Source organism: Halomonas alkaliantarctica (assembly GCF_029854215.1).
GTDB classification, from domain to species: Bacteria; Pseudomonadota; Gammaproteobacteria; order Pseudomonadales; family Halomonadaceae; genus Vreelandella; species Vreelandella alkaliantarctica_A.
On the sequence record NZ_CP122961.1, the window covers coordinates 1,071,527 to 1,097,922 of the forward strand.

26 protein-coding genes, 1 pseudogene and 1 riboswitch are annotated in these 26,396 nt (G+C 54.4%); of the genes and pseudogenes, 13 read left to right on the forward strand and 14 right to left on the reverse strand.

Annotated elements, in window-relative coordinates:
• The first annotated feature begins 128 nt into the window (after window positions 1-128).
• The 4 genes from QEN58_RS04745 to QEN58_RS04760 all read left to right on the forward strand — a co-directional run bounded on the left by QEN58_RS04745 (window position 129) and on the right by QEN58_RS04760 (window position 3,720).
• Window positions 129-1,049, forward strand: a complete 921-nt coding sequence (locus tag QEN58_RS04745; RefSeq protein ID WP_280106010.1) for an EamA family transporter — start codon at window positions 129-131, stop codon at window positions 1,047-1,049.
• 201 nt (window positions 1,050-1,250) lie between these two features.
• Window positions 1,251-2,312, forward strand: a complete 1,062-nt coding sequence (locus QEN58_RS04750) for an HlyD family secretion protein (RefSeq protein WP_280106011.1) — start codon at window positions 1,251-1,253, stop codon at window positions 2,310-2,312.
• Window positions 2,302-3,411: a DUF2955 domain-containing protein gene (locus tag QEN58_RS04755; RefSeq protein ID WP_280106012.1), complete on the forward strand. Its 1,110-nt coding sequence runs from the start codon at window positions 2,302-2,304 to the stop codon at window positions 3,409-3,411. The genes QEN58_RS04750 and QEN58_RS04755 overlap by 11 nt, the downstream gene beginning before the upstream one ends.
• A gap of 123 nt (window positions 3,412-3,534) precedes the next feature.
• The gene (locus QEN58_RS04760; RefSeq protein ID WP_280106013.1) at window positions 3,535-3,720 is read left to right on the forward strand and encodes a CsbD family protein; all 186 of its coding nucleotides are present in this window, start codon (window positions 3,535-3,537) and stop codon (window positions 3,718-3,720) included.
• Window positions 3,721-3,844: 124 nt separating this feature from the next.
• On the opposite strand, the gene QEN58_RS04765 is transcribed toward QEN58_RS04760, so the two are convergent.
• Entirely contained in the window at window positions 3,845-5,311 is a 1,467-nt protein-coding gene (locus tag QEN58_RS04765) for a DASS family sodium-coupled anion symporter (RefSeq protein ID WP_280106014.1), read from the reverse strand.
• 206 nt (window positions 5,312-5,517) lie between these two features.
• Here QEN58_RS04765 and QEN58_RS04770 point away from each other — a divergent pair, with 206 nt between their 5' ends.
• Window positions 5,518-6,597 carry an NAD(P)-dependent alcohol dehydrogenase gene (locus QEN58_RS04770; RefSeq protein ID WP_280106015.1) on the forward strand — a complete coding sequence of 360 codons (1,080 nt, stop codon included), beginning with the start codon at window positions 5,518-5,520 and terminating at the stop codon, window positions 6,595-6,597.
• 206 nt (window positions 6,598-6,803) lie between these two features.
• On the opposite strand, the gene QEN58_RS04775 is transcribed toward QEN58_RS04770, so the two are convergent.
• The 4 genes from QEN58_RS04775 to QEN58_RS04790 form a co-directional block, all read right to left on the reverse strand.
• Window positions 6,804-7,106: a hypothetical protein gene (locus tag QEN58_RS04775; RefSeq protein WP_280106016.1), complete on the reverse strand. Its 303-nt coding sequence runs from the start codon at window positions 7,104-7,106 to the stop codon at window positions 6,804-6,806.
• 412 nt (window positions 7,107-7,518) lie between these two features.
• Window positions 7,519-8,643, reverse strand: coding sequence for an ABC transporter permease (locus QEN58_RS04780; protein ID WP_280106017.1), 1,125 nt, complete (start codon window positions 8,641-8,643; stop codon window positions 7,519-7,521).
• 1 nt (window position 8,644) lies between these two features.
• Window positions 8,645-11,422, reverse strand: a complete 2,778-nt coding sequence (gene rbbA, locus QEN58_RS04785) for a ribosome-associated ATPase/putative transporter RbbA (RefSeq protein WP_280106018.1) — start codon at window positions 11,420-11,422, stop codon at window positions 8,645-8,647.
• On the reverse strand, window positions 11,419-12,495 hold the full coding sequence (locus QEN58_RS04790; protein ID WP_280106019.1) for an HlyD family secretion protein: 1,077 nt from the start codon (window positions 12,493-12,495) through the stop codon (window positions 11,419-11,421). Before QEN58_RS04790 ends, rbbA begins: the two co-directional genes overlap by 4 nt.
• Before the next feature lie 489 nt (window positions 12,496-12,984).
• On the opposite strand from QEN58_RS04790, the gene QEN58_RS04795 reads away from it, so the two are divergent.
• Window positions 12,985-13,191 carry a hypothetical protein gene (locus QEN58_RS04795; RefSeq protein WP_280106020.1) on the forward strand — a complete coding sequence of 69 codons (207 nt, stop codon included), beginning with the start codon at window positions 12,985-12,987 and terminating at the stop codon, window positions 13,189-13,191.
• Between the two features lie 82 nt (window positions 13,192-13,273).
• Window positions 13,274-13,411 carry a BCCT family transporter gene (locus QEN58_RS04800; protein WP_280106021.1) on the forward strand — a complete coding sequence of 46 codons (138 nt, stop codon included), beginning with the start codon at window positions 13,274-13,276 and terminating at the stop codon, window positions 13,409-13,411.
• Window positions 13,412-13,651: 240 nt separating this feature from the next.
• Here QEN58_RS04800 and QEN58_RS04805 read toward each other — a convergent pair whose 3' ends face one another.
• The 3 genes from QEN58_RS04805 to tenA all read right to left on the reverse strand — a co-directional run bounded on the left by QEN58_RS04805 (window position 13,652) and on the right by tenA (window position 18,222).
• Window positions 13,652-15,361: a hypothetical protein gene (locus tag QEN58_RS04805; RefSeq protein ID WP_280106022.1), complete on the reverse strand. Its 1,710-nt coding sequence runs from the start codon at window positions 15,359-15,361 to the stop codon at window positions 13,652-13,654.
• 260 nt (window positions 15,362-15,621) lie between these two features.
• Window positions 15,622-17,511 carry a phosphomethylpyrimidine synthase ThiC gene (gene thiC / locus QEN58_RS04810; protein WP_280106023.1) on the reverse strand — a complete coding sequence of 630 codons (1,890 nt, stop codon included), beginning with the start codon at window positions 17,509-17,511 and terminating at the stop codon, window positions 15,622-15,624.
• A gap of 27 nt (window positions 17,512-17,538) precedes the next feature.
• Window positions 17,539-18,222, reverse strand: a complete 684-nt coding sequence (gene tenA / locus QEN58_RS04815; protein WP_280106024.1) for a thiaminase II — start codon at window positions 18,220-18,222, stop codon at window positions 17,539-17,541.
• A gap of 87 nt (window positions 18,223-18,309) precedes the next feature.
• Window positions 18,310-18,464: riboswitch (TPP riboswitch) on the reverse strand.
• A 204-nt stretch (window positions 18,465-18,668) separates the two neighbouring features.
• Here tenA and QEN58_RS04820 point away from each other — a divergent pair.
• Window positions 18,669-18,857, forward strand: coding sequence for a tautomerase family protein (locus QEN58_RS04820; RefSeq protein WP_280106025.1), 189 nt, complete (start codon window positions 18,669-18,671; stop codon window positions 18,855-18,857).
• 176 nt (window positions 18,858-19,033) lie between these two features.
• Window positions 19,034-19,384, forward strand: coding sequence for a cupin domain-containing protein (locus tag QEN58_RS04825; RefSeq protein ID WP_280106026.1), 351 nt, complete (start codon window positions 19,034-19,036; stop codon window positions 19,382-19,384).
• A gap of 241 nt (window positions 19,385-19,625) precedes the next feature.
• Here QEN58_RS04825 and QEN58_RS04830 read toward each other — a convergent pair whose 3' ends face one another.
• The 3 genes from QEN58_RS04830 to QEN58_RS04840 all read right to left on the reverse strand — a co-directional run bounded on the left by QEN58_RS04830 (window position 19,626) and on the right by QEN58_RS04840 (window position 21,669).
• Complete coding sequence (locus QEN58_RS04830; protein WP_280106027.1) at window positions 19,626-20,057, reverse strand: YybH family protein; 432 nt, start codon at window positions 20,055-20,057, stop codon at window positions 19,626-19,628.
• Between the two features lie 101 nt (window positions 20,058-20,158).
• Entirely contained in the window at window positions 20,159-20,743 is a 585-nt protein-coding gene (locus tag QEN58_RS04835; RefSeq protein ID WP_280106028.1) for an O-methyltransferase, read from the reverse strand.
• A complete protein-coding gene (locus QEN58_RS04840) occupies window positions 20,740-21,669 on the reverse strand; it encodes an alpha/beta hydrolase family protein (protein ID WP_280106029.1) in 930 nt (309 codons plus the stop codon). Before QEN58_RS04840 ends, QEN58_RS04835 begins: the two co-directional genes overlap by 4 nt.
• Before the next feature lie 102 nt (window positions 21,670-21,771).
• Here QEN58_RS04840 and QEN58_RS04845 point away from each other — a divergent pair, with 102 nt between their 5' ends.
• From QEN58_RS04845 to QEN58_RS04855, 3 genes are all read left to right on the forward strand, one after another.
• Window positions 21,772-22,707: a LysR family transcriptional regulator gene (locus QEN58_RS04845; RefSeq protein WP_280106030.1), complete on the forward strand. Its 936-nt coding sequence runs from the start codon at window positions 21,772-21,774 to the stop codon at window positions 22,705-22,707.
• A gap of 382 nt (window positions 22,708-23,089) precedes the next feature.
• On the forward strand, window positions 23,090-23,437 hold the full coding sequence (locus QEN58_RS04850) for an anthrone oxygenase family protein (protein WP_341870842.1): 348 nt from the start codon (window positions 23,090-23,092) through the stop codon (window positions 23,435-23,437).
• A 336-nt stretch (window positions 23,438-23,773) separates the two neighbouring features.
• Window positions 23,774-24,622: a sulfurtransferase gene (locus QEN58_RS04855; RefSeq protein WP_280106032.1), complete on the forward strand. Its 849-nt coding sequence runs from the start codon at window positions 23,774-23,776 to the stop codon at window positions 24,620-24,622.
• Between the two features lie 62 nt (window positions 24,623-24,684).
• Here QEN58_RS04855 and QEN58_RS04860 read toward each other — a convergent pair whose 3' ends face one another.
• Window positions 24,685-24,822 (reverse strand): type II toxin-antitoxin system YoeB family toxin, encoded by a 138-nt coding sequence (locus tag QEN58_RS04860; RefSeq protein ID WP_280106033.1) that lies wholly within the window; start codon window positions 24,820-24,822, stop codon window positions 24,685-24,687.
• Window positions 24,823-25,090: 268 nt separating this feature from the next.
• Here QEN58_RS04860 and QEN58_RS04865 point away from each other — a divergent pair, with 268 nt between their 5' ends.
• Window positions 25,091-25,696, forward strand: a complete 606-nt coding sequence (locus QEN58_RS04865; protein ID WP_280106034.1) for an outer membrane beta-barrel protein — start codon at window positions 25,091-25,093, stop codon at window positions 25,694-25,696.
• A gap of 152 nt (window positions 25,697-25,848) precedes the next feature.
• On the opposite strand, the pseudogene QEN58_RS04870 reads toward QEN58_RS04865, so the two are convergent.
• Both QEN58_RS04870 and QEN58_RS04875 read right to left on the reverse strand, forming a co-directional pair.
• Window positions 25,849-26,103 (reverse strand): annotated as a pseudogene (locus tag QEN58_RS04870) (Txe/YoeB family addiction module toxin).
• Window positions 26,100-26,351 (reverse strand): type II toxin-antitoxin system Phd/YefM family antitoxin, encoded by a 252-nt coding sequence (locus QEN58_RS04875; protein WP_280106035.1) that lies wholly within the window; start codon window positions 26,349-26,351, stop codon window positions 26,100-26,102. The pseudogene QEN58_RS04870 and the gene QEN58_RS04875 overlap by 4 nt, the downstream one beginning before the upstream one ends.
• Window positions 26,352-26,396 lie beyond the last annotated feature (45 nt).

The following is a 26,396-nucleotide window of genomic DNA, read 5'->3' on the forward strand; positions in this document are numbered from 1 at the left end:
AAAAGCAGTGCCAGGATTTCGTTAGCCTACTATGTAAAAGCGAGGCATTCTGGGCTATTGATGGCTACACGCCCGATCTTCACCTTACACCTTCTTAACCCTCCCCCTTAATGAGCCGTTCTGTTCTTATGTCAGCGTCCCCTTTGCCGAAACTACTGCCGCGCCATTTGGCCATTCTGTTAATGATGACCGTGGCTACCATGTTTGCCGCCAATCACGTCTCGGCGCGGCTGGCGTTTGATAATGGCACCGGGCTGTTATTGGCGGTATTGACCCGCTCGGGGGTGGCATGCCTGATTTTAGTGGCGTTAGTCATCGTACAGAGAAAGCGCCTGTGGCTGCCCACAGGCTCCTGGCCGTGGCAACTCGGCGTGGGACTGTTGATCGCGATCCAAAGCGTCAGTCTCTACTCGGCGGTGGCCAGACTGCCCGTGGTGATTGCGCTGCTATTGGTCAATACCTTCCCGATTCAATTGGCCCTGCTCAGTTGGGCGCTGGGTGGTCCGCGCCCAACGCTGCGTAGCTGCCTGATTATGGGCACGATTTTAATCGGCTTACTGGTGGTGCTGGATATTCCCTCATGGATTGCCAGCGCCGATGGAATGGGGCCGGGTTGGATAGCAGGCATTGGGTTTGGGCTATTGGCGGCCTTCGTATTTGCCTGCGCGCTGTGGGTCACTGAGCACCGCCTCGCCGGGGTTGGCAGTACTCTGCGCAGCCTGCTGACCATGCAAACGGTGTTTATAGTGATGCTCATTGGTGGCATCGCCGGTGTGGTGCCTGGGGGAATGAGCCTGCCTGATAACAGTACCGGCTGGCTGGGTCTGACGCTTCTCGGTCTACTGTATGGTTCGGCGTTTTCAACACTGTTTATTTTTGTGCCGCGGCTGGATATGGCGCGCAATGCGCCGGTGATGAATATCGAGCCGGTTGCCTCCCTGGTGCTCGGTTACTTTGTATTGGGGCAAATGCTTAGCCCTGGCCAGTTGGTGGGTGGGGCAGTCGTCGTAAGCGGTATTGTCGTGCTGAGTTTATCCAAGGGGCGGTAATCATCTTCGTGTGATTTATTCAATATAAAGCCCTGTGGCCAATTGGTTATGGGGTTTTTTATTGTCGTCATTTAATAAGCATATTGTTAGCGTGCTAATTAATAGTTAGACTAAAGTCTTTCGTGCTATTCCCTATACGATACGTGCCCGTTGAGAGGCGCTGGCCAGGTGGTTGCCTGGTGGCTAACAAGTGAGCTCTGCATGACCCCTGATCAAACATTTGCCCGCTGGGTGAAGGTAGCCCTTGCTGCCTTTGTACTGCTTTTTATCTATTTTTTGGTAGCCGATAGCTTTATGCCCATGACGCCGGAGGCGAGGGTGATGCGGCCGGTAACACGTATAGCGCCAGAGCTCAGTGGCCCAGTAAGCGAGGTGTTGGTGAGTGATCACCAGCATGTAGCCAAAGGTGATGTGCTGTTTCGGATCGACCCGGCTCCGTTTCGCTTAGCCGTTGAACAGGCTCAGCTTAATCGCGAGCAGGCCGAACGGGAGAATGCCCAGTTGGAAGCAGAGCTAACCTCTGCCCAAGCGGAGCTGGCCTCCGCTGAGGCCACGGCCGCCGAGCGGCAGGGTGAACTTCATCGCGCCGAAACCCTAGTGGCGCAGCAGAGTGTATCCCGCCAACAGTACGAACAGCAGGTGGCTGCTGAGCGCACCGCACAGGCTGGCGTAGCGGCAGCCAGAGCTAAAATTGTCAGCCTGGAAGTGCAGTTGGGCGATGCTGGTGAGACAAACCTGCGTTTGCGTCAAGCAGATAATGCGCTCTCGCAGGCACAGTTGGATCTTGCCCATACCCAGGTGCGCGCCGCGCAAGCCGGGCGAGTTGCCAATCTGCAGCTAGGTGTAGGTGACTTCGTTCAGGCGGGGCAGCCAGCGGTAGCGGTAGTGGCGGATGGGATAGATATCATTGCTGATTTTCGTGAAAAAAGCCTGCGCCATGTGGCTCCCAGCGATGCCGCGCAAGTGGTGTTTGATGCCTGGCCGGGTCAGGTATTTGATGCGCAAGTGCTTGCCATGGAGGCCGGTGTTCTCGAAGGGCAGTTGGCCGCCAATGGTCAGCTCGCCGATATTTCCACCACCGACCGCTGGGTACGCGATGCCCAGCGTATGCGCGTACACCTAGCGCTTACCCAGCCAATCGTGAATTTATTACCCAGCGGTGCACGCGCCACGGTGCAGCTTCAGCCCGGTGATACTGCCTTGGCGAAGCCATTTGTGTGGTTACAGGCCCATCTGATCAGTTGGCTGCACTATGTTTATTAAAATCAGTTCTAGGTCTATAAAAAATAGGCTTCCCAGATTGCGGTCTTCGAGCGTAGCGACAACTAAGCGCAAGCCCGAACTCTCAAAGAATGGCCTGCGTCAGTGCTTTAGAGTCGCCGGGGGTGGCTTGCTAGGATTTGTGGTCAGCCAATTGATGGGGTGGAACTACGGGGTGTTTTTTACCGTTTTTCCGATGTTTTTACTGGGTATGGTGCCGATTCTTAACGGTCATATCATTCGCCAGTTTTTAGCTAATATATCGATCAACGTGCTCGAAGTTAGTCTGGTGGTGGGCTTGCTCAAGCATATGCCGGTAGTGATGACTTTGGCCGTAATGGGCATTTTTCTATTTCGCTTTAACCTGATGGCGAAGGGGCCACTGTTTCTATTTGGCGCCAATGGCGTACTGACGCTCAGTATTTTGCTGCACTTTGCCAGCTACACCAATGTGGACTTGAGCGATTTACTCGCCTGTAATCTCGTCGCCAGTGGTCTGGCGGTATTTATTGCCATGCTGATGCATACGCTGTTTCCCGACGTGGAAGCACGCAAGCCGCCGCCACGGGTTACCAAAACATCCTCGCAAATTCGCCATGAAACCTTAATGGGGGGGTTAACTGCCACGCTCTCATTTGTGGTGTTTCAGGTATTCGATTTGCAGGGCTCACTGTCTGCGCAAATGGCCACCATTCTGGTGCTGTTTACGCTGGGCTACTCTGGAGCGAAAGTATCAGCCGCCAAGCGAGCGGTAGGAACGTTGTTAGGGTGTAACTTGGCGCTACTCATGCAGCTACTTCTTTATACCCAAAGTCACCATTTTTTGCTGGTGGTGTTGCTCTACTGGCTGGGGCTCATGCTCTTCGCTCGGGAGCATATTCATGAAGGCGGTGGCTCGGGAATTGGCTTTGGCGGGATGACCACCCTGGGGATTCTGTTTGGCCAGTCGCTGGGCCCGCAGCAGGACCTGGTGTATAGCGCCCTCTATCGCTTCTCTTCGATGAGCATTGCTCTGGTCCTTACACTGCTGACCTTAGCTTGCTTGCATTTTGCGTTTAACCGCTGGACGCCTACGCGTTTACCCGCGAGCAACTCGCCATAAATTAATTAGCGCAACTTTTTTAATAAAGGCTACTCTGATGAATGTGTCGACGTGTGATTAGCCGTGCTACTCGCACCTTTCACACACGGCGTTTTCCCTACTAACGGATTAGAGGTGTTCGTCATGACAACGGGTAAAGATGATAAAGCTAAAGGCGCAGGCAACAAAGCAGCAGGCAAAGTGAAAGAAGCCGCGGGCAAGGCGACGGGTAGTCATAAAACAGAAGCCAAAGGTAAGGCCCAGCAGGCGAAAGGCGAACTGCAAAAAGGCAAAGGCGAAGCCAAGGAGAGCCAGAAAAAACAGCGCTAGTGCTAGTTATGGAATACTGATACCAACAGGGGGCTTCGGCCCCCTGTTGGTGTTTATGAGCTCGGAAATTACTGTATCTCACCTTCAGTACTGAAGCATTGGGCAATAGCTTTGAAAGCCTTCCTTAGTAGTGACCCAGTAATTTCCACCACAAACCGCCGACAACTACCCAGATCACAAGATTGACCACGCTCATAATAAAGCCCGCTTTCCACCACTCGCCCAGCGTTAGGTAGCCCGACCCAAAAATGACGGGCGACGTGCCAGTGGCGTAGTGAGTTAAGGTCATCATGATGGAGGAGGTGGCGGCCATGATAAGCACAAACGGCATGGGCGGTGCGCCGAGTGTTAACCCAACGGTAAGAAAAGCCGCCATCATGGCAGTAATATGTGCGGTGGTGCTGGCAAAGAAGTAGTGAGTGTAGAGGAAAGTCAGCACTAGCAAGGCCGATGCTCCCATCCAGCCGATGCCCATCATGGTGATCCAGTTCTGCATATTGATAGAGAACCAGTCGATCAAACCGGTCTGGTTGAGCTGGGTAGCCATCATGATCAGGGCGCCGAACCAGAGTAGGGTATCCCAGGCGTTCTTTTCTGCTAGGACATCATCCCAGGTTAATACGCCGGTCATTAGCAGTATCGATAGTCCAATAAACGCCGACGTGGTGGTATTAAGGGTTACCGAGTCACCTAGAAATAGCGCCGGGATATCTGCCCACAGCAGCAATAGCACTAAGAATACAAACAGCATAATGCCTTCGTCTCGGCTGAGCTTACCCATTTTGGCAAGTTTATCCCGCGCCATCTGCGTGGCGTGGGGTGTCTGTTTAATATCCGGCGGATAAAGCAGATAAAGAATATAGGGCATAGCCAGGATAGCGACCAAACCAGGCAGTAGCATGGCGAGCGCCCAGGTCATCCAGCTCAGCTGGATTTCCGCCCCAGTGGCGATAGATATCAGCTCTACTGTCAGTGGGTTGGGGGCAGTGGCGGTAACAAACATCGCTGAGGTAATCGGGTTACTGTGATAGTTCACCAGCGCCAAATATTTGCCTATTTTACCCTCCGTGCCGTCCTCCGGACGTGAGTCAAAGCCTTTAGCAATAGAGCGCATAATGGGATGCATGATACCGCCACCGCGGGCAGTATTGCTGGGGGTTACGGGGGCAATGGAGAGCTCTGAAAAAGCTAGGCTGTAACCGATTCCCAGCGTCTTCTTGCCAAAGATCGAAATGAAATAGTAGCCGATGCGGGCTCCCAGCCCCGTCTTAATTAGCCCCCGGGAAATCATAATCGAGATGGCGATTAACCAGATCAGCGAGTTGGAGTAGCTGCTTAACGCATCGTTAATCGCGGTGCCCGGGTTGTCGCTAGTCACCCCACTCGCTGCCACAATGGCGATGGCAATGATTGAGATGGCCCCAATGGGCATGGCCTTGCCAATAATCGCAGCAATCGTCCCCACAAAAATAGCCAGCATCAGCCAGGCATCAGTGGTCAGGCCTTCTGGTAAGGGAATAACTAGCCATATCAGTAGAGTGATTGCCACCGCTATAGCGGTTGGCCAGGGTTTGAAAGGCAGCGTCGGCATCGTGGTACCCCAAAGTAAGTAGATGTCTGTAGCGCGCTTTCAGATAATAAAAAGCAGTGCTAAAGAAATTACTTAAGTCTAAATCGGGTGGACGCTTGCCGACTTGCCCCACGTCAATCCTAAGCTTGATCTAGCGCAATTACTCACGCTGTCTGCTATGACTTAATGGTGAAGTGTCATGACTCCCCTCATTGAGGAAGCGACCCATGCCTACCATGATGAAAGCGGCCATCTTCGTTGAGCCCGGCCGCATCGAGATAGACGATAAACCCATCCCCGAGATCGGCCCCAACGACGCACTGATGCGTGTGACCACAACGACGATCTGCGGCACCGATATCCATATCTTAAAAGGTGAATACCCGGTTGAGCGCGGCTTAACCATTGGCCACGAGCCGGTGGGCGTTATCGAAAAACTGGGGGCCAACGTTAAGGGGTACCAAGAGGGACAACGGGTAATCGCCGGGGCGATCTGCCCCAGCTTTACCTCCTATGCCTGCCAGGATGACTGCTGCTCACAGGATGGCGGTCACCACAGCCACGGTTACAAGCCGATGGGCGGCTGGCGCTTTGGGAATACCATCGACGGCGCCCAGGCCGAATACCTGCTGGTTCCCGACGCACAGGCCAATCTCTCGCCAGTACCCGATGGCCTGACCGATGAACAGGTGTTGATGTGCCCGGATATTATGTCCACCGGTTTTGCCGGTGCAGAAGCTGCCGGTATCAAAATTGGCGACATCGTGGTCGTGTTTGCTCAAGGTCCGATTGGCTTATGCGCAACCGCAGGTGCAAAGCTGCGTGGGGCGGGGTTGATCATTGCCGTAGACGGTGTTGATGAGCGCCTAACCATGGCCAAGCAGATGGGTGCGGATGTCACGATCGATTTTCGTAAAGTCGATGTGGTAGAAGAAATCCTCAAGCTCACCGGCGGGCGCGGGGTAGATTCCGCTATTGAAGCACTCGGCTTGCAGCAAACGTTCGAGTCCGCTTTGCGCGTACTAAAACCCGGCGGGACACTATCAAGCCTTGGCGTTTACTCCCAGGACCTAACGATTCCGTTGGGCTCTTTCTGTGCGGGCCTCGGCGACCATAAGATCATCACTTCGCTATGCCCCGGCGGTAAAGAGCGGATGCGCAGGCTGATGAGCATCATCGCCGCCGGTCGGTTGGATCTTGGGCCCATGGTCACCCACCGCTATGCGCTCGAGAATATCGTTGACGCCTACGATCTCTTCTCCCACCAGCGCGATGGCGTATTGAAAGTGGCGCTTGAGGTCTCCTGAGGTTCAAAGCTAAGATTGATGTTCAGCAGCAAGGCTGTTCTTCAGTAGGAGGCGTGCTCAGCTCACGTCTCCTTGTACAGTACTCTGCTTTTGTGGCGAAATTTCTCCGCCCGTTCTTCTCTACCTGTCATCATTGCTTATCTGCGCAGGGCACTAGGCAGTGGTGGTAAAGCGCAGCTGGGATGAATTTCAATTACTATATTCGGTTAGGTCTTGAAGCAAGATACGCCTGATTTCCAGACCTGCTCAAGGTTCTCGCCTGGAAAAAGGAGCAGCGCTGTAAGTACTGGAAAGGGAATCTCGCTGTAGACTTTGGATCGCCAAAGCGCATGAGCATCATTCATTATGGCGACCAGCTCGGCACCAATGCCATTGCGACGATAAGTACTGCATAGGCCAGAAAAGCTCAGTGGTGACGCAGAAACCAGCTCCTCAGGTAGGTCAACGCCCTCTACGAGTTGTACACCGGTTAAATCGTTAGTGATTGCCCAACCCGAGAGCGTAGGCATATCGAGCAACTTCCAACCACGCCTTGATACTCGACTTTGAGCGAGGGCGTACAATTACTCTTCAGTTAGTTGGTGAATGCGTAAGTGTTCATCATTTCTCCTCATGGAGTACGAGAAATTGCATGTGTGGGAGCGTTCCGCACTAGCATGACGGTTGCTGGAGTAATACGCGTCACTTGCACAACGTTGTTGCCAGTTAGCCTAGTGCTTTCTCGTCATACACACGCGGGCTTACGAAGTCATTGGAGCACTCCCGTGCATTAATAATATGAATTAACTCGATGCTAGTGACGGTCAGCATTGCTAGGTAGCTTACCTGGGGCAAAGCCAAAAGAGATGAATGGCTGTCGTCGATTGGTACGAGCAATTTGGTGCACATAGTGGGTGCCGGCTTGATGGATAGTGATTTATTTCAGACCATCTGACTGATGGTCTTACGGAAACGAGCTAGGGAAATGGCGAACAGCACACTGCCAATCACGATTAGCATTAGAAACTGGGTCCATACGACATCAAAGCCGGCCCCACGGAATAAAATGGCCTGGCTCAGCTCGACGAAATGAGTGGTGGGAGCGATGAGCATGATGTTCTGGACGAGTTCGGGCATGCTTTCACGTGGTGTCGCACTTCCCGATAGCATTTGCAGTGGTAGCAGTAACAGGATCATCAGCATGCCGAATTGCGGCATGCTACGTGCCAGCGTAGCCAGGAAAATGCCCATTGAGGTGGTGGCGAACAGGTGCAGGGTGGCCCCCGCTAGGAACAGTGCAACCGAGCCCTCCACGGGTACCTGCAGTAGGCCTCGAACCACGAAGGTCAAAGAAAGGACCACGGCCAGCAAGACCACTACCCCCATCGACCACACTTTGGCTAGCATGATCTGCGTAGGTGTGACCGGCATGACCAACAGGTGTTCGATGGTGCCATGCTCACGCTCACGGATCAGCGCGGCACCGGTAAGAATGATGGAAAGCATCGTGACGTGATCGATAATCGACATCAGCGAGCCGAACCAGAACTGTTCCAGCCTGGGGTTGAAGCGGGCGCGCAGGATCAGGTCTACCGGTGGTAAAGCGCTCGCGCGGTAACGCTGGACAAACTCGTTGACCTCGCCCATGACGATTTGCTGTACGTAGCTATTTCCTGAGAAGGCCTGACTCATGCGGGTTGCATCGATATTGAGTTGGAGAGCGGGCGTGCGTTTGGCCAGCACGTCGCGCTGGAAGTTAGCAGGGATGACCAGCACAAAAGTGTATTGCCCAGCATCCAGCCCTGCGTCCATTTCTGGAAGCGAGATGATTTTTGGATCCACAAACAGAGGGGGATAGAAGGCAGAGGTGATCCGCGCGGAGAGCTGAGAGTCGTCTTCATCGACGATCGCAATAGGTGCGTTGTTCAGTGTCTCGGGCATCGCCGTGGCGGAGGAGTAGACGGCGATGCTGAACACGTAGGTGATAAGTACCAGCATGATCGGGTCGCGCAGCAGGCTCCAAAACTCTTTGATGCCAAGGCGAAAGATAGTGGCAACCTGGCGCATCTTAACTCTCCTGCTTTTTGAGTAGGACAATTGCAAGCCCCATGATCACGGGAACCGAAAGCAGCATCGGTAGGAAAGAACTGATCAGGTCGCGAAGATCGAGGGCCTTGCTGAATACGCCACGGCTGATAGTGAACATATAGCTTGCCGGGTAGATATCGCCGATAAAGCGGCCTACGCCGTCAAGTGAAGAAACGGGATTGGTCAGACCTGAAAACTGGATAGCGGGTATTAGGGTGCCGATCATGGCGAAAAACATGGCGGCGATCTGACTCTTGGTGATAGTGGAGGCCAACAGGCCCATACCGGTAGCGATGACAGAGAACACCAGCGCCGCAAGTGCCAGGGTCGGGAAACTACCCGTAATCGGTACGCCGAACAGGGTGATAGCCAGCCCTATCATCAACAGAAAATTGATCATTGCCAAGCCAATATAGGGAATTTGCTTGCCGATCAGGAACTCGGCCCGGGTGACCGGAGTGACGTAGAGGTTAATAATCGAGCCCATCTCTTTTTCACGCACGACTGAGAGCGCAGTGAGCATGGCTGGCAGCATCAGCAACAGCAGTGGGATTACGGCGGGCACCATAGCGGGAAGGCTTTGGATGTCGGGGTTGTAGCGGTAACGGTTTTCGATAGTCGCCGCCATCGCGCTGGCAGAGAAGCCAGACTGCCTCGCCTGCTCCTGTAGCCACTGCTGGTGAATCCCCTGGACATAGCCCTGCACGGTTTCGGCGCGCTGAGGCATAGCACCATCGATCCAGGCGCCTATTGCCACATTACGACCGCGTAGCACGTCGCGTTCAAATCCTGGAGGAATCTCGATCGCCAATGCGAGTTCCCCGCTGCGCATGCGGCGATCAAGCTCTTTATAGTCAGTCAGTGGCGGCCGTTCGATAAAATAGTGAGGGGCTCCAGAGATATTCAGTGCGTAGCTGTGACTAAGCGGAGATTGGTCGCGGTCGAGGATGGCGTAGGGAAGATCCTCCACATCCATGCTGATACCGAAACCTATTACACACATCAGGATTAGCGAGCCGACGAGTGCCAGGGCTGCCCTTACCGGATCGCGGCGTAGTTCCAGTGTTTCGCGCCACATGTAGCAGAGCAGCCGCTGGAGGCTGAAGTGCCGGTTGTGCGGTGCATTAGGGCGAGGTAAATCAATAAGATTAGCTGATGCTGGTGAACCGCCGGATTCTTGTGACGGGATTTGTGATGCGGTGCTCTTCTGATCGGCCTCGGCCTCGGCCTCAAGCAGGTAGCCGATGAAAGCTTCCTCGAGTGTTGCTGCACCCCGCTTTTCGACCAGCGCTGCCGGGGTGTCGCTATCGAGTACTCGTCCGGCGTGCATCATTGACATGCGGTCGCAGCGCTCAGCCTCGTTCATAAAATGGGTAGAGATAAAGATTGTTACCCGGTCACGCCGCGATAGTTCGACCAGTAGGCGCCAGAAGTTGTCGCGGGCGATAGGGTCTACGCCGGAAGTAGGTTCGTCGAGTATCAATAGCTCGGGTTTATGCACCATCGCCACCGCCAACGAGAGCCGCTGACGAACGCCAAGGGGAAGGCTTTCCGGTAGATCATCGAGTACCTTGTCTAGCTCAAAACGCTTGACCATCTCGTCGACTCGTAAGGGTATATCGTGCTTTGCAAGCTGGAACAAATTGGCGTGCAGTACCAGGTTCTGGTGCACTGTGAGCTCGCCATACAAGGAGAAAGCCTGGGACATGTAGCCGACTCGTCGACGGGTATCGATATCGCGCGGGTCGACCTTTTGGCCGAACAGCCAAGCCTGGCCTTCACTGGCGGGCAGCAGACCGGTTAGCATCTTCATGGTGGTTGATTTGCCACAGCCATTGGAGCCGAGGAAGCCGAAGATTTCGCCGCGTCGAATACGAAAATTAACATGGTCAACGGCAACAAAGTCACCGAAGCGCATAGTTAGGCTTTGGGCTTCGATAGCGATGTCTGTATCGGCATCAACCTCCAGCGTGGGAATCTCCACAGGTTGATAGCCGCGTTTTTTCTCCTCCGGTAGTAGCTCGATATAGGTGGCATCCAGTGAGTCGCTGGCGGTGAGCGCAAGCAGCTCCTGGGAGGTGCCGGTAGCGAGTTTCCGTCCAGCATCCATGACTACAAGCCAGTCGAAGCGCTGGGCTTCGTCCATATACGACGTCGCAACTATCACGCTCATGTGCGGGCGATCAACGCGGATGCGGCTAATCAGATCCCAGAACTGGGCACGGGCCAGCGGGTCGACGCCGGTGGTGGGTTCGTCAAGGATTAGCAGGTCAGGATCGTGAATCAGTGCGCAGCACAACCCGAGCTTCTGCTTCATGCCGCCAGAGAGTTTTCCAGCGGGGCGCGTCAAGAACAAATGCAATCCGGTACTGCGAGTCAGGTCATCGATGCGTCGACGACGCTCTTTTGCCTCGTGGCCGAACAAGCGGGCGAAGAACTGCAGATTCTCCTCTACGGAGAGGGTAGGATAGAGGTTTTTACCTAATCCTTGGGGCATGTAGGCGATACGTGGCCCTATGCGGCTACGATGCTGTTTGTCGCGCATGTTGCCGCCTAGCACGGTGACTTCGCCTTCTTGCACCTTACGAGCGCCAGCGAGCAGGGCCAGCAGGCTGGATTTGCCGACACCATCTGGGCCTATCAGGCCGATCATGCAGCCTGCTGGCAGTTCCAGATCCAGCGCGTCAAGCGCCGTGATGCGTCCGTAGCGCAATGTTAGCGCACTGACGCGGGCGACAGAGAGTATCTCTTGGCTCATGGTGAAACATTGACCTCGAGATAGTCGGGCCAGGACACCTCTTCCTCAATCTTCAAGTAGGCCATGCCGGGTAGCCCTGTCTTAACCTGATTGATGTGCTTGAGCAGCAGATCAGGATTTATCTGAGCGCGAACTCGAAACATCAGTTTTTCCCGTTCGCTCTCGGTTTCCACGGTTTTGGGTGTGAACTGAGCAGTGCTGGCCACGAAGCTGACCCGGGCAGGAATGACATAGTCCGGGGCGGCGTCCAGCACCAGTCGAACCTCGTCACCGATAGCAACCTGACCAGCCTCTCTAGTAGGCAGGAAGAAGGTCATGTAGACCTTGGTGAGGTCGATCAAGTTGAGCACTTTTCCCCCCGCGCCGAGTACCTCGCCCGGTTCGGCCACCCTGTACTGTACTCGGGCCAAACGATTAATTTTCAGCTCACTATCGTCCAGGTCAGCCTCAATGCGTTGAATGGCGGCCTGGGTTGCGTCGATGTCTGACTCGGCTTCAATAACCTGGGATTCGGCAGCGCGGATAGCAGCCTGGGCAGAGAGTACCTGGGAATTGGCTGAGGCCAGTGCTGCCTGATGGCTTTGGTAGTCGGCCAGGGTATCGTCGAATTGCTGGCGGGAAATGGCATTGCGCTCCACCAATTCAGACGAACGCTCGTAGCGCTTTCGAGAGGCATTCAGCTCAGCCTGTCGCTGATTGACCACCGCTCGTGCGGTTTCCAGCTCGCTCTGACGCATAGCAACCATGGCCCGGGCTGTCTCCAGTGCGTTCTCAGCTCGGCGAGTCTGTGCTCTGGCCTGGGCCAGATCGGCCTCTAGGGTAGCGGTATCCATGCGAGCGACCACTTGACCGGCCTCGACAAACTCGCCTTCCTCGACTAATACTTCGTCGAGGCGGCCGGCGACGCGGGTGGCAATATCGATCTCAGTGGCTTCAATGCGTCCGTTGCCGCCAGTGATACCCTCGCCTAGGCCATCTGGCTGTAGCTCCCACCAGACAAACCAAGCCACGATGCTGATAGCGGCAAGGGCTACCAGGCTCTTGATCAACTTGCCTTTACTACTTGTCTTCATAATATCGAATCCACGGTTGGCAGTTGGTTAATAGGTTAACTTTACGTTCGAGCCACCGCATAATTGATGTGGCTATTATGGCTCAGCAAGCTTGGCCTGAATCTAGTTGGTTTCAGCGAAGGTTGGTATTGCTTGATGTTGATGTATTTACAACCCCATCTTGATAGCGAGAGGGCCGCTCAATATAAGGCGTGAAACGCAGTGAGGGAGATGCAACCGATCAGCTAAAGCACAAGTACTGTGTAGGCTTACACTGTGTCCTTGGAATATAAAGAAGTGAAACCATCTATGCCGCTGCCATACTCAAAGTAAAACGTGGGGCTAGATTAGAAATTAGTTCAATTATCCTTGTCTTGTTAATTTAAGCATTGATCTTGGTCAATTAAAAACTGACTGGTCGGCTTTTAAGCTATAGCCGCGCGCTAGATATATCATTGCCTGCGCCAAGAGAGTGAAGGTAAATACAAGATTGCCAAGCAAGGAGATGTAATGCATCGCCAAGCCACTTCGGGTTTGTTTAAAGGAATTAATGTCCAGGTCACGATGATCTCCATCATCATGGTGACCGCCACATTGTGCTATGAAGCTTTTTTTACCGAGCATCTCGCAGATGTACTGGAGCGCATACGCAACCTAGTGAATCCTTTTCTCGAGTGGTATTGCGTCTTGCTAGTGGGGTTCTACTACTTTTTATGATTTGGCTAGGTGTTAGACACTTTAAAAACCTAAGTCTATGGGGGGCGAACAGCCAGAGTTCACCTTTTACTCCTGGATTTCAATGCTGTTTGCTGCTGGTACTGTGGTAGGTGTTTTATGCTGGGCGGTAGCTGAGCCCATTCTGCAATTCCAGGTAAACCCCTTTATAGCTGAAGGAATGAACCCGGAACCTGCCATTGACGGTGCGTTCTGGGCTTGAAACGTTCGAGTCCGCTTTGCGCGTACTAAAGCCCGGCCGAACGCTATCAAGCCTTGGCGTTTACTCCCCTTCTCCCACCAGCGCGACGGCGTATTGAAAGTGGCGCTTGAGGTCTCTTAAAACTCAAGCGCCACATTCAGCGGTGAGGCTGCCGACGAAAAAAACCGCTAACGAGCGCTTATACAGCGATAATTCATACACTCAATAGCGGGTTTTCCGAATTGCTGGGACAGTCTGGACTTAGTTCAATTCCAGCGAGAAACTCATTTCAACGCCAGCATCATCCACTCTGAACCAGTACTCCATACTCTCGTAGATATCGCCGTACTGCTTGAACATTTCAATATCAGACTCGGTCAGTTCCTCCGTGGGTACTTGCTCCAGTACATCAGCCAGCGAATGATAAAACTCACCGCTCATGTGGCCATGTAGCAGCAGGTCGCGCTCTGATACAGGGGCATCCAGCTCTTCTTTTAGTGTTGCTGAGTCGCTGATGCCCGCGCCCAGCACAATGGCTGTGTCAGACATAGCGGCATAGAGCGTTGGCATATCTGGTGGTAGCAGCGTGCTTTTAATTTTCCTGGCTTCTCCACCAGGTTCAAGGCCAAGAGCCCCCAGTTCAGGTAAGAAGGTGCTTGCTGTAGAGAGCAGGCTCATAGGGTTTTGTGAGGCGAGGGCCAGGACGCCGGTGGCGATAGGGTCGCCGTTTTTCATTGCCAGGCTGTCAATACGCGCATTGAAGCCAGACAGCGAAGAACCCATCATCTGGGTGATCGGGTTGTTGACCGTCATGTTGATCTCGTTCCAAGAGCTGTTCAAATCCTGTAGCTCATCACAGCTAAAGGGATTCTCACGCACTTCCCGAGCATACTTCTGAATAGTCTGCGTCAATACAGGCAGGTCCAGGCCCAATCCAAAGCTGGCCATTCCCCCTGCGCTGCCAAAGCCCGGAACTTGAGTGGTCAGGGCACGCAGATCGCTGACGATATCCTCATCGGTTTCCAGGATGAGGTTCATCTCCATGCGTTCGTCATTGTATTCACGCATACCCATTACCAGGCCGGGGAGGCGGCTGGTAATGCGGTCGATATCTGCCTGGCAACTGGATAGATCCAGTGGCTCAGCATCCACTGCTTCCATAAGCGCTTGAGTACCTTGATGCGTGGGCGTGCTCAGCTCATTAAACAGACGTGAGGAGAAGATCTGTCCGGCGCCGTAAGGCGTGAAGTCATGGCGCTGTTCAAGCTCTGCCAATGCACCGGTATCATCGATATTGCTCTCGGGCAGGGTTTTACCCAACACCTGGGCGAGCAGATCGTCGCTGGCATCCTGCGGTACCATAGAAACCAGCAGTTGCTGATCGTCAATGGCCAGGATTGCTTTGATGGGACCCTCTGGCGTCAGCACCCAGTATTCGGTGCCGTTGGTGGTGGCCGTGCTCGGGTTGAGGTCTGCCTTGGTCAGGATACGCTGTAGCGTTTCGCGAAAGGCATCTTCATCGTGTAGTTCCATGCGCAGTACGGGCATCAGCCCCAGTCCGTATAAAGCGGCCTGAGGGCCCATCTTGAGACCCAACGCATGGGCATCGTCCAATGTTTCAACGCTGTCCAGCTCTTCACCCATGGAGATTAACAGCGTCATCAACGAACGCTGCACTTCGTCTTCTATATCCGGCAGTGTCTCGCGTAGTTCATCCAGATCAGCATCAAGGCTCCCCATAGGCTGCATGCGCCGATAAAGATCAAAAGCCTCTTGCTCAGGCTTTGTTTCACGCGTAGCCATGAAATAGGGGGAGTCAGCCGGAATATATTTCAGCATGGGGGCAGTGACTGTTTTCGGCGCTTCCTGCTCTGTGGCAGTTACCGTTGGTTCGTTATCTTCGCTGCAGGCACTTAGCGGTAAAGTGCTTAACAGGGCAAGGGATACCGCCATGGAAAGGTTGGTTTTCATCTGAATTCAGTTCTTTGCAAGTTGGTGGTTTTAAATCAAGCGTGGCGAATAGGATACTCTGCAAATGAGAATCACACACGGGCAATGTATAATTAATTTAAGCTTGAATAGCAAATACGTTTCACACGTTAAGCGCAGATTCAGTCAAGGCTAACGAGAAATTGATTATTAAACGGCAAGTTTAGGCTTGGTACGCAAATGGCGCCTGAGGTTTCATTCAGGCGCCACGGTCAGCAGCAGGGCTGTTTTATCAGATGCTTTTAAACTTCCTGATACAGCTCGCTCCCTTTGTTGCGAAACTTCTCCGCCTGCTCCTCCATGCCTTTCATTACCGCTTCCTGATCCCCGTTTAGGCCATGCTCGTTGGCATAGTCACGCACTTCCTGACTGATCTTCATCGAGCAGAACTTCGGCCCGCACATGGAGCAGAAGTGCGCCACCTTGGCCGAATCCTTGGGCAGGGTTTCGTCGTGGTACTCACGGGCGGTATCCGGGTCTAGCCCCAGGTTGAACTGGTCTTCCCAGCGGAACTCGAAGCGCGCCTTGGAGAGGGCATTATCACGCCGCTGCGCTGCCGGGTGACCCTTGGCAAGATCCGCCGCATGGGCGGCAATCTTGTAGGTAATGATGCCCGTTTTGACATCATCTTTGTTTGGCAGACCCAAATGCTCTTTCGGGGTGACGTAGCAGAGCATGGCGCAGCCAAACCAGCCGATCATCGCCGCCCCTATGCCAGAAGTAATGTGGTCGTAGCCGGGGGCGATATCCGTCACTAGTGGGCCAAGCGTATAGAAGGGCGCTTCGTCGCAGTACTCCAGCTGCTTGTCCATGTTCTCTTTCACCAGGTGCATGGGCACGTGGCCGGGGCCTTCAATCATCACCTGCACATCATGTTTCCAGGCGATATGGGTCAGCTCGCCGAGGGTCTTGAGTTCCGCCATTTGTGCTTCGTCGTTGGCATCGGCCACCGAGCCGGGGCGCAGGCCATCGCCGAGGGAGAACGCCACATCGTACTGCTTGCAGATCTCGCAGATCTCCTCGAAATGGGTATACAGGAAGCTCTCCTGGTGATGGTACAAACACCACTTGGCCATGATCGAGCCGCCGCGGCTGACAATGCCGGTGACCCGCTTGGCGGTGAGCGGCACATAGCGTAGCAGCACCCCTGCATGAATGGTGAAGTAGTCCACACCCTGTTCGGCCTGCTCAATCAGCGTATCGCGGAAGACTTCCCAGGTGAGGTCTTCGGCCACGCCATTGACCTTCTCCAGCGCCTGATAGATAGGCACCGTACCAATCGGCACCGGCGAGTTGCGCAGAATCCACTCGCGGGTTTCGTGGATGTTCTGCCCGGTGGAGAGATCCATAATGGTATCCGCGCCCCAGCGGATACCCCAGGTCATCTTATCCACCTCCTCCTCAATGGAAGACGTCACCGCCGAGTTACCCAGGTTGCCGTTGATCTTGACCAGGAAGTTGCGGCCAATGATCATCGGCTCGCTTTCCGGGTGGTTGATGTTATTGGGAATAATGGCCCGCCCTCTAGCGACTTCATCGCGAACGAACTCTGGGGTGATTTCCTCCGGCAAGCTGGCGCCAAAGCTTTGACCTTTATGCTGGTGGCCCAGAATCCGCTCCACCTCAGCGGTCCCCAGCGTTTGGCGACGCTGGTTTTCGCGCAGTGCGATAAACTCCATTTCCGGCGTAATAATGCCCTGGCGGGCGTAGTGCAGCTGGGTTACGTTTTTACCCGGCTTTGCCCGGCGTGGGGTGCGTGTTAGATCAAAGCGCAGTTGGGCAAGGGTGGGGTCGTTGGCGCGGCGGTTGCCATAATCAGACGTGGGGCCTGATAGAAATTCAGTGTCGTCTCGCGCTTCGATCCAGACACGACGTAGCTCCGGTAAGCCACGGCGTAGATCGATCTGCGCATCGGGGTCGGTGTAAGGGCCGGAGGTGTCGTATACCAGTAGCGGCGGGTTCTCTTCATCGATGCCGGTGGTTTTGGTCGGTGACAGGGTGATCTCCCGAAACGGCACACGGATTTCCGGCTGGGAGCCTTCGACGTACACCTTCCGCGAGCCGGGTAGCGGCTGAATGGCGGCGGCATCGACCTGGGCGGTTTCGGCTAGAAAATGGCTTGTTTTGCTCATGATTAGATTCCTTTTAGTTGTTAGTCATTAATGTGTGAGGTCTTCGTCTATTAGCTCTAGGCCCATCTGCCAGAAGTCGATTTCCAGGCGGGTGGCATCGCGGAAGATCTTGCTCAGTTCGGCAAAGCGGGCGGGAGTAACGTCGGCAAGGCGGGCATTCAGCCACTCAAGCTCCGTTTGCATGGCGGCCTGAAACTCTTCGCCTTCGTACATGGCAATCCATGCGTCATAAGGGTTTTGGCTGCCGCGCAGGGTAGAAGGTTGGTCGTTCAGCCAGTTGGCGATTTCGCCGTAGCCGACCAGACAGGGAGCCAGCGCCACATGCAAATCAAGCAAGTCGCCTCGGTTGCCGGTATCCAATACGTATCGGGTGTAGGCAAGCGTTGCGCGGGCTTCGGGAAGCTCCTCCAGTTCTTGCTCGGAAATCCCCCACTCCTGGCAAAAGCCCACGTGCAGGCCCAGCTCCACATCCACAATGGCTTTCAGGCCTTCATGGGCTTGACGCAAATCCGCCAGGGTGGGGCTTTTGTAGGCGGCCAGCGCATAGGCGCGGGCGAAGTGGATCAAAAACAGGTAGTCCTGCTTCAGGTAGTGGCGAAACGACGCTTCAGGCAGCGTGGCGTTGCCTAGTTGACGCACAAAATCGTGCTCAATATAGGCGCGCCAATCGTCCTGGCAGGCGGTGGTGAGATCAGTAAAGCGGTAGCCCATGTTGCCTCCGGTGGTAATGATCCGGAGGGCAGGCGGGAGAGATCGAGAAAATGGCGCAGAGAGGTGGCGTGCAATCGTGAGAGCTAGCCATGGCCATCGCTTGATCCCTACGCCGGTACCCGCGCCGCTCTTAAAAAAGCTGCGCATTAGCCGGATCAGGTTCAGCGGGACCAGCGCTTGGTAGCAAAATGCACACCCTGCGCCATCTCAGCCGGATATCACCGGCACCCCGTCAAGCTGTTCGTTGATGGAGTGTAGGAGGCGGGTGGGGGAGATGCAAGGGGAAGGGTAATGCTGCCGAATTAGGCTTTGCTTGGTTGTGAAAAAGTGGAGTAGAGTCGTGCTAGGGTTTACATAACTTAAATGAACTGGTCGTAAGGTTTAATAAGGTGGTGCAGCCTGCCTCATTTAAACCTATATATCTTGGATTTTATTAGGGTATCTATATGCCAATCGTAACCGTTCAGCAGTCTCCAGGCAGAACTAAAGAGCAGCGTGAACTCTTAGTGCAGCGGATAACCGAAGCATTTTCAGAAGCATATGGAACAAGCCCCGAGGCAGTCACAATTTTTTTACAAGATTTTGACGACGAGCATTGGGCTAAAGGAGGGAAGTTACATTCTGAGCGATCTTGACTTCTTCCAGTCAATAAAAGTCGATTTCTTTAATACGCGTGACATTTTTGTTGTGCGGCGGTTTTCGTGATTACGGCGCTATGCGTTGAGTTGGTAGTTACGTTGCTCACCCCTTAGCAGTGCGTTGAAGCGCTCAGCATATCTGCGGGAAACAATCGGAAAGGAGTTCGGGAAAGGTGATACGTAATTTTTATACTTGCGATAAAGAAGTGGATGAAAATAGTCATGATGGCGAAGGATCAATAGACATCTATCGTGCGTTCAGGCGTAAAGATTTTGATGGTGCATGGGATTTCGCTATTCGTGTTGTCATGCCAGCGGGCAGCTCCATGGGCGAGCATACTCATGGAGATGATGAAGAAATGTATATCATTTTGAAAGGTGAAGGCACTATGACCATTGAAGGTGAGGAAAGAAAAGTGGCTTCAGGAGATATGATAGTTAATAAACGTTTTGGCACCCATGGTTTGGTTAATACCTCGGACAGTGAAATTGAGTTGCTAATCATTCAAGCAAGCCTAAAGTAAATCACCATAACAAGGCGTTTAAGGCAGGTTCCCAACGCTTGGGGTTCTCAGCCCAAGGTTGGGTTTTGTGTTTACGGTGCAGTAGCTGAGGTATAGGTGGTAGCGTTGCTCACTACTTAACGTGGCTTTAGACATCACGAGGATACGTTATGACTCTTGAAAGATATGCCCACTAGCTGGTTGTGGCACATGTTCTTCTTCGTGATTATGCCTTCATACGCGACGGCGTCGATGGGAGCGCTCAGGGACGGTAATTGGTCACACCGACGCCGGTGTCCAGGTCGATGGGTACCGACACGTGGTCGTGAATCATCAGCCATTGGCCATCCAGCTTCCGCAAACCGATGGTCTCACGGGTCCACAGATCGATCTTGTTGCCGGCCACAGAACCAATGAAGCGGGTGAAGCCGGTGGTGAAGGCGACATCGCCGGAACAATGAATCTTCATGTCCTTGAACTCGAATACGGGGTCTTCGTCGAACATCTCGAAGAAGGTGATCCAATTTTGGCGGAAGGACTCCCAGCCTTCAAAGCAGAAGGGTGGCATTACATCGAAGCCGAGATACTCTTCTCCTGGGTAATAGGTGGCCATCGTTCGGTCAAGATCGCGTGACTGCACTGCAGCTTTCCATTCTGCGCGCAACGCGCGAATCTGTCTCTCATCATGGTTCATGGGTCGGTTCCTGGGTTGGTTGAGAAAGTGAACATGTTGACGTGTGTCAGTGTCAGGGCATTGTCAACAGAGGATTGAGGCGAATCCCGGTGAGATCCGCGTCAAGTCGAGCCGCCGTTCTTGCGTATCAGCGACGTGGCTCCATTTTCGATATGGCCATCGATATGCCAGCGTTCGGCGTACGCGAACTCGGCGTCGAGCAGGCGCTGATTGGCACCCTGTGCAAGACACAGGTTGCCGCAGATGAGCAGTCCATTCGGCTTGAGCCGTTCGTACAGGTGCTCGATGAGCGACAGCGATGGGGCAAGACCATCGAAGAATGCGAGATCGTAAGGGCCGGGCAGATCAGCGAGAACGTCGAAAAAATCGCCGTGGTGAACGCGGACCCGTTCTGCGAATCCAGCGGCCTCAAGGTTCTCACGAGCTAAAGCCACGTGACAGGGATCGCGCTCGATGGTATCTACCTGAGTACGATCTTCTGCACTTGCCAGCAGGCAAGCGGTATAGCCGATCGCTGTACCCAGCTCGAGAATACGCTCGGGGCGCTCTGCTCTTGCCAATGCCAAAAGTCCAGCGCCGTCCTCGAACACATAGGCATTGCAACCGTGACGCTGACGATGCTCATCGGTTTCAGCCCGCAAGGCTTCGAAGCGAGCAGCATCGGATTCGACATTCGCAGCCTTCATGTCATGTACCTGTTGAGCCAGTTGAGCATCGGCTCGGGGCGGCGCTGGAACTCCAGGTAGCCATCCCACCGGGCCTTGGTGCCGTGTATCCAGTGCAGCGACTTCTCTTCAATCGGAAGCGAGTCGAAGGTGGCTTGGACATCGGCGGGGGTGGTCATCAGGTCGTCGTGCACCTGATATATGAATGTCGGCGTGTGAACGCTGCGCGCCCAGTCGTTGGGCGACATCTGGTCGAAGGTGAAACTGGAGGCGAGTTGCACCTCGCGTTCTAGCGTATCGAGGTGATTGACTAGATTCATCATTTCCAATTCGCGACGCATGACCGAGCTGATCGACAGCGGCTGACAGAGCACCAGGCAGCGCACTTTGTCGAATTCCTGCGGTTCGGTATGGATCGCGAAGAGCGTCGCGTTGGCGCCGTTGCAGCGCGAAAACAGCCCTACTGTCACGCCTTCGAGATCGGCCCGCGAGCGCACGTAGCGCAGTGAGCCGATCACGTCGCGCGCCTCGAATCGACCACCGCTATTGAGTCCGCCATTGGCAGATCCGCTCAACCCGAAGTTGCGCTCATCGTAGGTGAGCACGTGATAACCTGCCTCGTGAAGTATGCGATAGTCGGCCACATAATCGACTTCAAAGATGTTACCGCCGGCGGCGCCGAAGGATCGCCACGGTTCCAAGTGGCTGGCCAGGCCATAGCGGTTGAACGTCAGTGGATGATTGACGATGACGAGTCGACGAGAGTCGGGGCAAGGGATGTACCATGCTTCGAGGGGCACCCCATCCTGTGACGGAAAGGTCACATTCTCGAAGGCAAGTCCCTCATCTGCCGGTGTCCTGAGCACGGGTGAGCGCCCGGGCTGACTCCACCCCTTGGCCATGGCCTTCAGGGTCTGAGTGATGTCGTCTTCTGGCTGTGGCTGCATGAACTCGATCCTCTGGTGCGTTTCAGGGCGATGCCATGTTGTCTGCGATTAATTTAGCCAGAGGTCTTGCATTCTGGGAATGACGAATTACGGTAGAGCACCATGCAAAAAGTGAATGATCACGCGACAGGCCACCTTCATTTACGTTCACTGCGTTTTCTGGCGCAGGTACTGAGTCTGCGTAGCGTGACGCGCGCTGGCGAGACGATGGGGTTGAGCCAACCCGCCGCAAGCCGGCTGCTGGCGCAGCTGCGTCGTGCGTTGGGAGACGACCCACTGTTGGTGCGTACTCAGGGCGGTGGTTACGTGCGCACCGCGCGCGCAGAGGCTTTGATGTCGCAACTGGCCGAGGTGATCGCCGCAGAAGACCGCTTGTTTCAGCCGCCGAGCTTCGACCCCTCATCCTCGGAGCGTGTCCTGCGAGTGGCAACGACCGACTATGGCGCGGCAGTCGTGATTAGGGAGTTTGCGCGTGTAACCGCCTGCGAAGCGCCGGGCGTATCGCTGGATTTACGCGCTTGGGAGAGTAAAACGCTGGTCGAATTGGAGGAGGGCAGACTCGACTTCGCGCTCTATACCGATGAGGCAGTGCCGCCAGGATTCCATCACGAGAGTCTGTTCACCGAACGCTTCGCCTGCGTCGTGCGGCACGATCATCCGGTTTTGGCGCATCGAGACGGCGACGGCCACATTGCGCCGTCACGACTCGCCGAGTTGCCCCGAGTGGTTCTGCTCTACCCCGAAGGCAGTGCCACAGCGATCGACGACCCGTTGGCACTCCATGGCCGAGCACGAGGTCCGGGGGATACCATAACGCCATATTTTCTTTCCAGCCCGCTGCTCATCGGTCAGTCCGAACGCGTGCTTTGTCTGCCCCGGCGGGCGGCGGAACTCGTTGCGCCGTTGGCAGATCTCGCCGTGATCGATTTCCCGCAGGCGGGCGAGATCCATTACTGCGTGATTTGGCACGGACGGGCGGCACGGGACCCGGCTATTGCGTGGGCAACAGAATGTCTTCGACGAGCGACGGGGCGTTGAACGAACCTGGCCACGCCGGGGCCTGTCAGTTGCGGCCGATGCGTCGATCAGTACATCTTCGGTGATCCGGGGGCGGTATATGTAATTCGCGCTACGGGCCGAAAAGCCTTGGACTGATCGCATCCCGGAAGCATTAGTTAAATATACTGTCCACTGATATTGCCGAAATCTAACAAATCGCTGCAGGTGACGTTTGACCCGCTACTCGGTTTTGCTACGCCAAGCCGTAGCACCGGATCAAACTACCTGAGCTTAGGCGTTAGGCGCCACAAAAACACCGAGGACCATCGTAATGCATACATTACAATTCCTGGCCACACTAAGTACTTGTCTGTTCGCCGGAGCAGCCGTCTACATTAACCTCGTTGAACATCCTGCCAGGATGGGCTGCGATACCAAAACTGCTGCGACCGTGTGGGCGCCAAGCTACGAAAGAGCCACACTCATGCAAGCATCTCTAGCGATTGTGGGTCTCTTCGCTGGGGTCACAGTGTGGCTACTCGGTGGCGGAGCAATGTGGCTTATAGGTGCACTCTTTATTGGCGCAGTCGTTCCGTTTACCTTCATCGTTATCATGCCAACGAATAACGAGCTGCTAGCACCTGGCCGCGACCTTTCCACAACTGAAACTCGAGGCCTATTGGAGAAGTGGGGCAAGCTCCATGGTGTACGGAGCGCATTGAGTCTCATTGCTTCGGTGATCTATGTTGCATTGCTAAATGGCGCCTAACCCATCATTCAAGCGGGACGCCTAACGGCGCCCCTTAATTCAAATGTTAGGGTGCTGCAATATCCTCAGATGAGGATATTGCGGCTGCGAGGTAAGTAGTCCCGAATAATATCAGGCCTGATTGCGAGGTTTGGGGCGGATGCTAAAATCCTCGCCTGCGTCAGTTATTAGTGGAGAAAAGGCGATATGAATACGGCTCCCGCACCCGATTCAATCGGCACGCCCAGCGCTCTGTAGTTCGTCGATCAGCTGCGGATGACGCGGTCCGCGTCAACTTGCTAGTTGCGCCCGTCCGCGATCATGTACTGTTACATAATGACCTAACCGGAGAACGCCATGCCTTCCCCTCTCGTGACCACCGACTGGCTGCAGGAGAATCTGGATAACGAACATTTGGTACTGATCGACGCTAGCATGGCCAATGTCGTTGGCAAGGAGCCGATCATTTATGACCGTCCGATGTTAATCCCGGGAAGTTTCCGAATAGACATGGAAGGAACGCTTTGCGATACCGGAGCTTCCCAAGCCCACGCCTTCCCGACAGAAGAGCAGTTCACGGCGGAGGTCCGTAGGTTGGGCATCGAGCCCGATAGCCTGGTGGTGTTGTACGACGATCAGGGTATTTATTCGGCACCACGCGCTTGGTGGATTCTGAGGGCTATGGGCCTCAAACAGGTGTTTGTTCTGGATGGCGGCCTGCCGCAGTGGTTGGCCGAAGGGCGTGAGGTCGATTCTGCTTCGGTGGCAGAGGCGGCCAAGCATGGCAGCGTGGTTGGCAAACTCGACCACACTCTGGTGCGAGATTCTGCCTACGTTTTCCAGCATCTGGAGGACGAGCGAGTAACGGTCATCGATGCGCGATCAAAGGCGCGTTTCCTGGCGCAAGCGCCAGAACCCAGGCCTGGTGTGCGCGGTGGCCACATTCCCAATTCTCTCAACCTGCCGTTTACAGAGGTGTTGGAGGGGTATCGATTCAAGCCAGCCAGCCAACTGGCGTCAACGTTTGCTCTCCTCGCTCCCTCCCTTCAGCCCAGCAACGGGCACCAGTTGGTGTTTTCTTGTGGTTCCGGCATCACCGCCTGCATCATTCTACTGGCGGCCGAGCTGGCCGGGTATGCTCAGCTGTCGCTGTACGACGGTTTCTGGGCCGAATGGGGCAGCAGTGAATCGTTGCCTGTGGCGTAGCGACGTCTACTCCAGTGCGGCTTCGCTGCCATTGCGCAGCCGCGGGTGTTGTCTGCGTTAAATCAGTAGTGGTACCGATGTTCAGCAATAAGCAAAGCTTTATCTGTGACTTTAAACCATTCGGGTACTTCGTTGATTCGCCGAGACCAGTAAACGGCGAGGCTTTGTTTGAGTGGCGCTGGTTTGCCACATCCCTTCAAACGGTTCTCGCAGGGTCTCTTTGATGAACCTTTTTCTGCTCTGAGTCGATGACCGAAGCGGCTCTTCTTTTCCGGTAGAAATGCTTCTTTGTAACAAAAGCTTACCTGCCGTAACTGAATCTTCCTTGTTATCGAACAGTGTTTTTCCTATGGTTGATGCGTGTGAATCAAACGACTGTCACATTGCGTGAATCACGGCAGGATAGCCTTTCAATACCTTGAAGATTCATAGAATCGTTCATAGCAAGTCGTCACAAGGAGAATACACGTGAAACTCAGAACTCTACTTACCGCCTCGTTTGCCTCTACCGCGCTGCTCGCTGCGGCACCGTCGGCATTCGCCGCGCCCAATGCGGATGGACTCTATTTGGGCATCGGTACCGGTTTCAGCTCGTTGGAGAACGACGACGATGATATCGACAATTTCATCTCCGATGGCGCTGAAGACTTTGATCTGGATGATGACGAAGACAACGTCTTTAAAGGTTTCGTCGGCTACGAATTCAATCCTTACTTCGCTACCGAAATCTTCTATGCTGATCTCGGTCGTACGCGCCTGAAGGGTAACAGTGACGCCAATACCGATTTGGAATCAGACGCCTACGGGGTGAGTCTGGTCGGTCAATTGCCCATCACCTCCTGGTTTACCGCCTTCGCTAAGGCCGGTGTGGCCAAGTGGGAAACCGACGTCGACGGTAACCTTGGCGGTGCCAGCGTTGATCTTGAAGATCAGGACGGTACTGATCCGGTCTACGGTGTCGGCGCGCAGTTCAACTTCGATCCCTTCCTGGTCCGTGCCGAATACGAGCGCTACGACTTCGACAGCGACTATCAGATCGACACCTTTACCGCGTCAGCCGGTTTCCGCTTCTAACCGTCAATTTTGTTTTACCATGTGCGATAGCAGCGCCGGGGCGAGCCCCGGCGCTGCTGTTTTATCTCGCGCAACCCTCGCATACTTCCAGATAGCACGCTGCCAGCGTTACTAAGGCGCAGAGCTAGCCCAGGTTCCAATAAGGGGTTAGATCAGTAGTGATACCGCAACTGGGCAATAAGCAAAGCGGCATCTGTGGCTTTGTAAGCCATTCGGTCTTCTTCGTTGATTCATCGAGACCCATAATCGGCGAGGCTGTGTTTAAGAGGCTCTAATTTGCCGATGCCTTCAAATGACCCTCGTTTTGCCTCTTTGATGAGCTTGTTGATGCGGTTAAGAACCTTCTTGTCGGTTTTCTGCCAGTACAGAGTGTCTTCCCAGACGTTCTCGGAGAAGATCAGTTTCATTCAAGAAGTTCCTTTTCTTGACCACCACCTTGCTCCAGCTCGGCAACGGATTCCAGTAAACAGCGGGTGTTCTTGGGGGTGCGCAGAAGATAGGCTGTCTCTTGCAGTGCCTCATAGTCTTCGAGAGAGATCATTACCACAGACTGCGCCTTGTTGCGGTTGGTGATCATCGGTGAATGGTCTTCACAGACCTGCTGCAGGTTTTTTGCTAGATTGGTTCTAGCGGCCGTGTAGCTGATGGCATCCATAAGATCGCTGCTGTATAGGATGTTGTTAATGTACAGAATGTTGTA

What these genes read in the sequence shown, in the direction of transcription:
- tenA (WP_280106024.1), bottom strand. Translation starts at nt 18,222, where the DNA reads ATGGGCTACCGCTTTACTGATCTCACCACCGCCTGCCAGGACGATTGG.
- QEN58_RS04805 (WP_280106022.1), bottom strand. Translation starts at nt 15,361, where the DNA reads ATGAAAACCAACCTTTCCATGGCGGTATCCCTTGCCCTGTTAAGCACT.
- QEN58_RS04820 (WP_280106025.1), top strand. Translation starts at nt 18,669, where the DNA reads ATGCCAATCGTAACCGTTCAGCAGTCTCCAGGCAGAACTAAAGAGCAG.
- QEN58_RS04775 (WP_280106016.1), bottom strand. Translation starts at nt 7,106, where the DNA reads ATGCCTACGCTCTCGGGTTGGGCAATCACTAACGATTTAACCGGTGTA.
- QEN58_RS04830 (WP_280106027.1), bottom strand. Translation starts at nt 20,057, where the DNA reads ATGAACCATGATGAGAGACAGATTCGCGCGTTGCGCGCAGAATGGAAA.
- QEN58_RS04765 (WP_280106014.1), bottom strand. Translation starts at nt 5,311, where the DNA reads ATGCCGACGCTGCCTTTCAAACCCTGGCCAACCGCTATAGCGGTGGCA.
- QEN58_RS04745 (WP_280106010.1), top strand. Translation starts at nt 129, where the DNA reads ATGTCAGCGTCCCCTTTGCCGAAACTACTGCCGCGCCATTTGGCCATT.
- QEN58_RS04770 (WP_280106015.1), top strand. Translation starts at nt 5,518, where the DNA reads ATGCCTACCATGATGAAAGCGGCCATCTTCGTTGAGCCCGGCCGCATC.
- QEN58_RS04875 (WP_280106035.1), bottom strand. Translation starts at nt 26,351, where the DNA reads ATGGATGCCATCAGCTACACGGCCGCTAGAACCAATCTAGCAAAAAAC.
- QEN58_RS04845 (WP_280106030.1), top strand. Translation starts at nt 21,772, where the DNA reads ATGCAAAAAGTGAATGATCACGCGACAGGCCACCTTCATTTACGTTCA.
- QEN58_RS04790 (WP_280106019.1), bottom strand. Translation starts at nt 12,495, where the DNA reads ATGAAGACAAGTAGTAAAGGCAAGTTGATCAAGAGCCTGGTAGCCCTT.
- QEN58_RS04795 (WP_280106020.1), top strand. Translation starts at nt 12,985, where the DNA reads ATGCATCGCCAAGCCACTTCGGGTTTGTTTAAAGGAATTAATGTCCAG.
- QEN58_RS04760 (WP_280106013.1), top strand. Translation starts at nt 3,535, where the DNA reads ATGACAACGGGTAAAGATGATAAAGCTAAAGGCGCAGGCAACAAAGCA.
- QEN58_RS04755 (WP_280106012.1), top strand. Translation starts at nt 2,302, where the DNA reads ATGTTTATTAAAATCAGTTCTAGGTCTATAAAAAATAGGCTTCCCAGA.
- rbbA (WP_280106018.1), bottom strand. Translation starts at nt 11,422, where the DNA reads ATGAGCCAAGAGATACTCTCTGTCGCCCGCGTCAGTGCGCTAACATTG.
- QEN58_RS04780 (WP_280106017.1), bottom strand. Translation starts at nt 8,643, where the DNA reads ATGCGCCAGGTTGCCACTATCTTTCGCCTTGGCATCAAAGAGTTTTGG.
- QEN58_RS04750 (WP_280106011.1), top strand. Translation starts at nt 1,251, where the DNA reads ATGACCCCTGATCAAACATTTGCCCGCTGGGTGAAGGTAGCCCTTGCT.
- QEN58_RS04855 (WP_280106032.1), top strand. Translation starts at nt 23,774, where the DNA reads ATGCCTTCCCCTCTCGTGACCACCGACTGGCTGCAGGAGAATCTGGAT.
- QEN58_RS04800 (WP_280106021.1), top strand. Translation starts at nt 13,274, where the DNA reads ATGCTGTTTGCTGCTGGTACTGTGGTAGGTGTTTTATGCTGGGCGGTA.
- QEN58_RS04850 (WP_341870842.1), top strand. Translation starts at nt 23,090, where the DNA reads ATGGGCTGCGATACCAAAACTGCTGCGACCGTGTGGGCGCCAAGCTAC.
- QEN58_RS04835 (WP_280106028.1), bottom strand. Translation starts at nt 20,743, where the DNA reads ATGAAGGCTGCGAATGTCGAATCCGATGCTGCTCGCTTCGAAGCCTTG.
- thiC (WP_280106023.1), bottom strand. Translation starts at nt 17,511, where the DNA reads ATGAGCAAAACAAGCCATTTTCTAGCCGAAACCGCCCAGGTCGATGCC.
- QEN58_RS04840 (WP_280106029.1), bottom strand. Translation starts at nt 21,669, where the DNA reads ATGCAGCCACAGCCAGAAGACGACATCACTCAGACCCTGAAGGCCATG.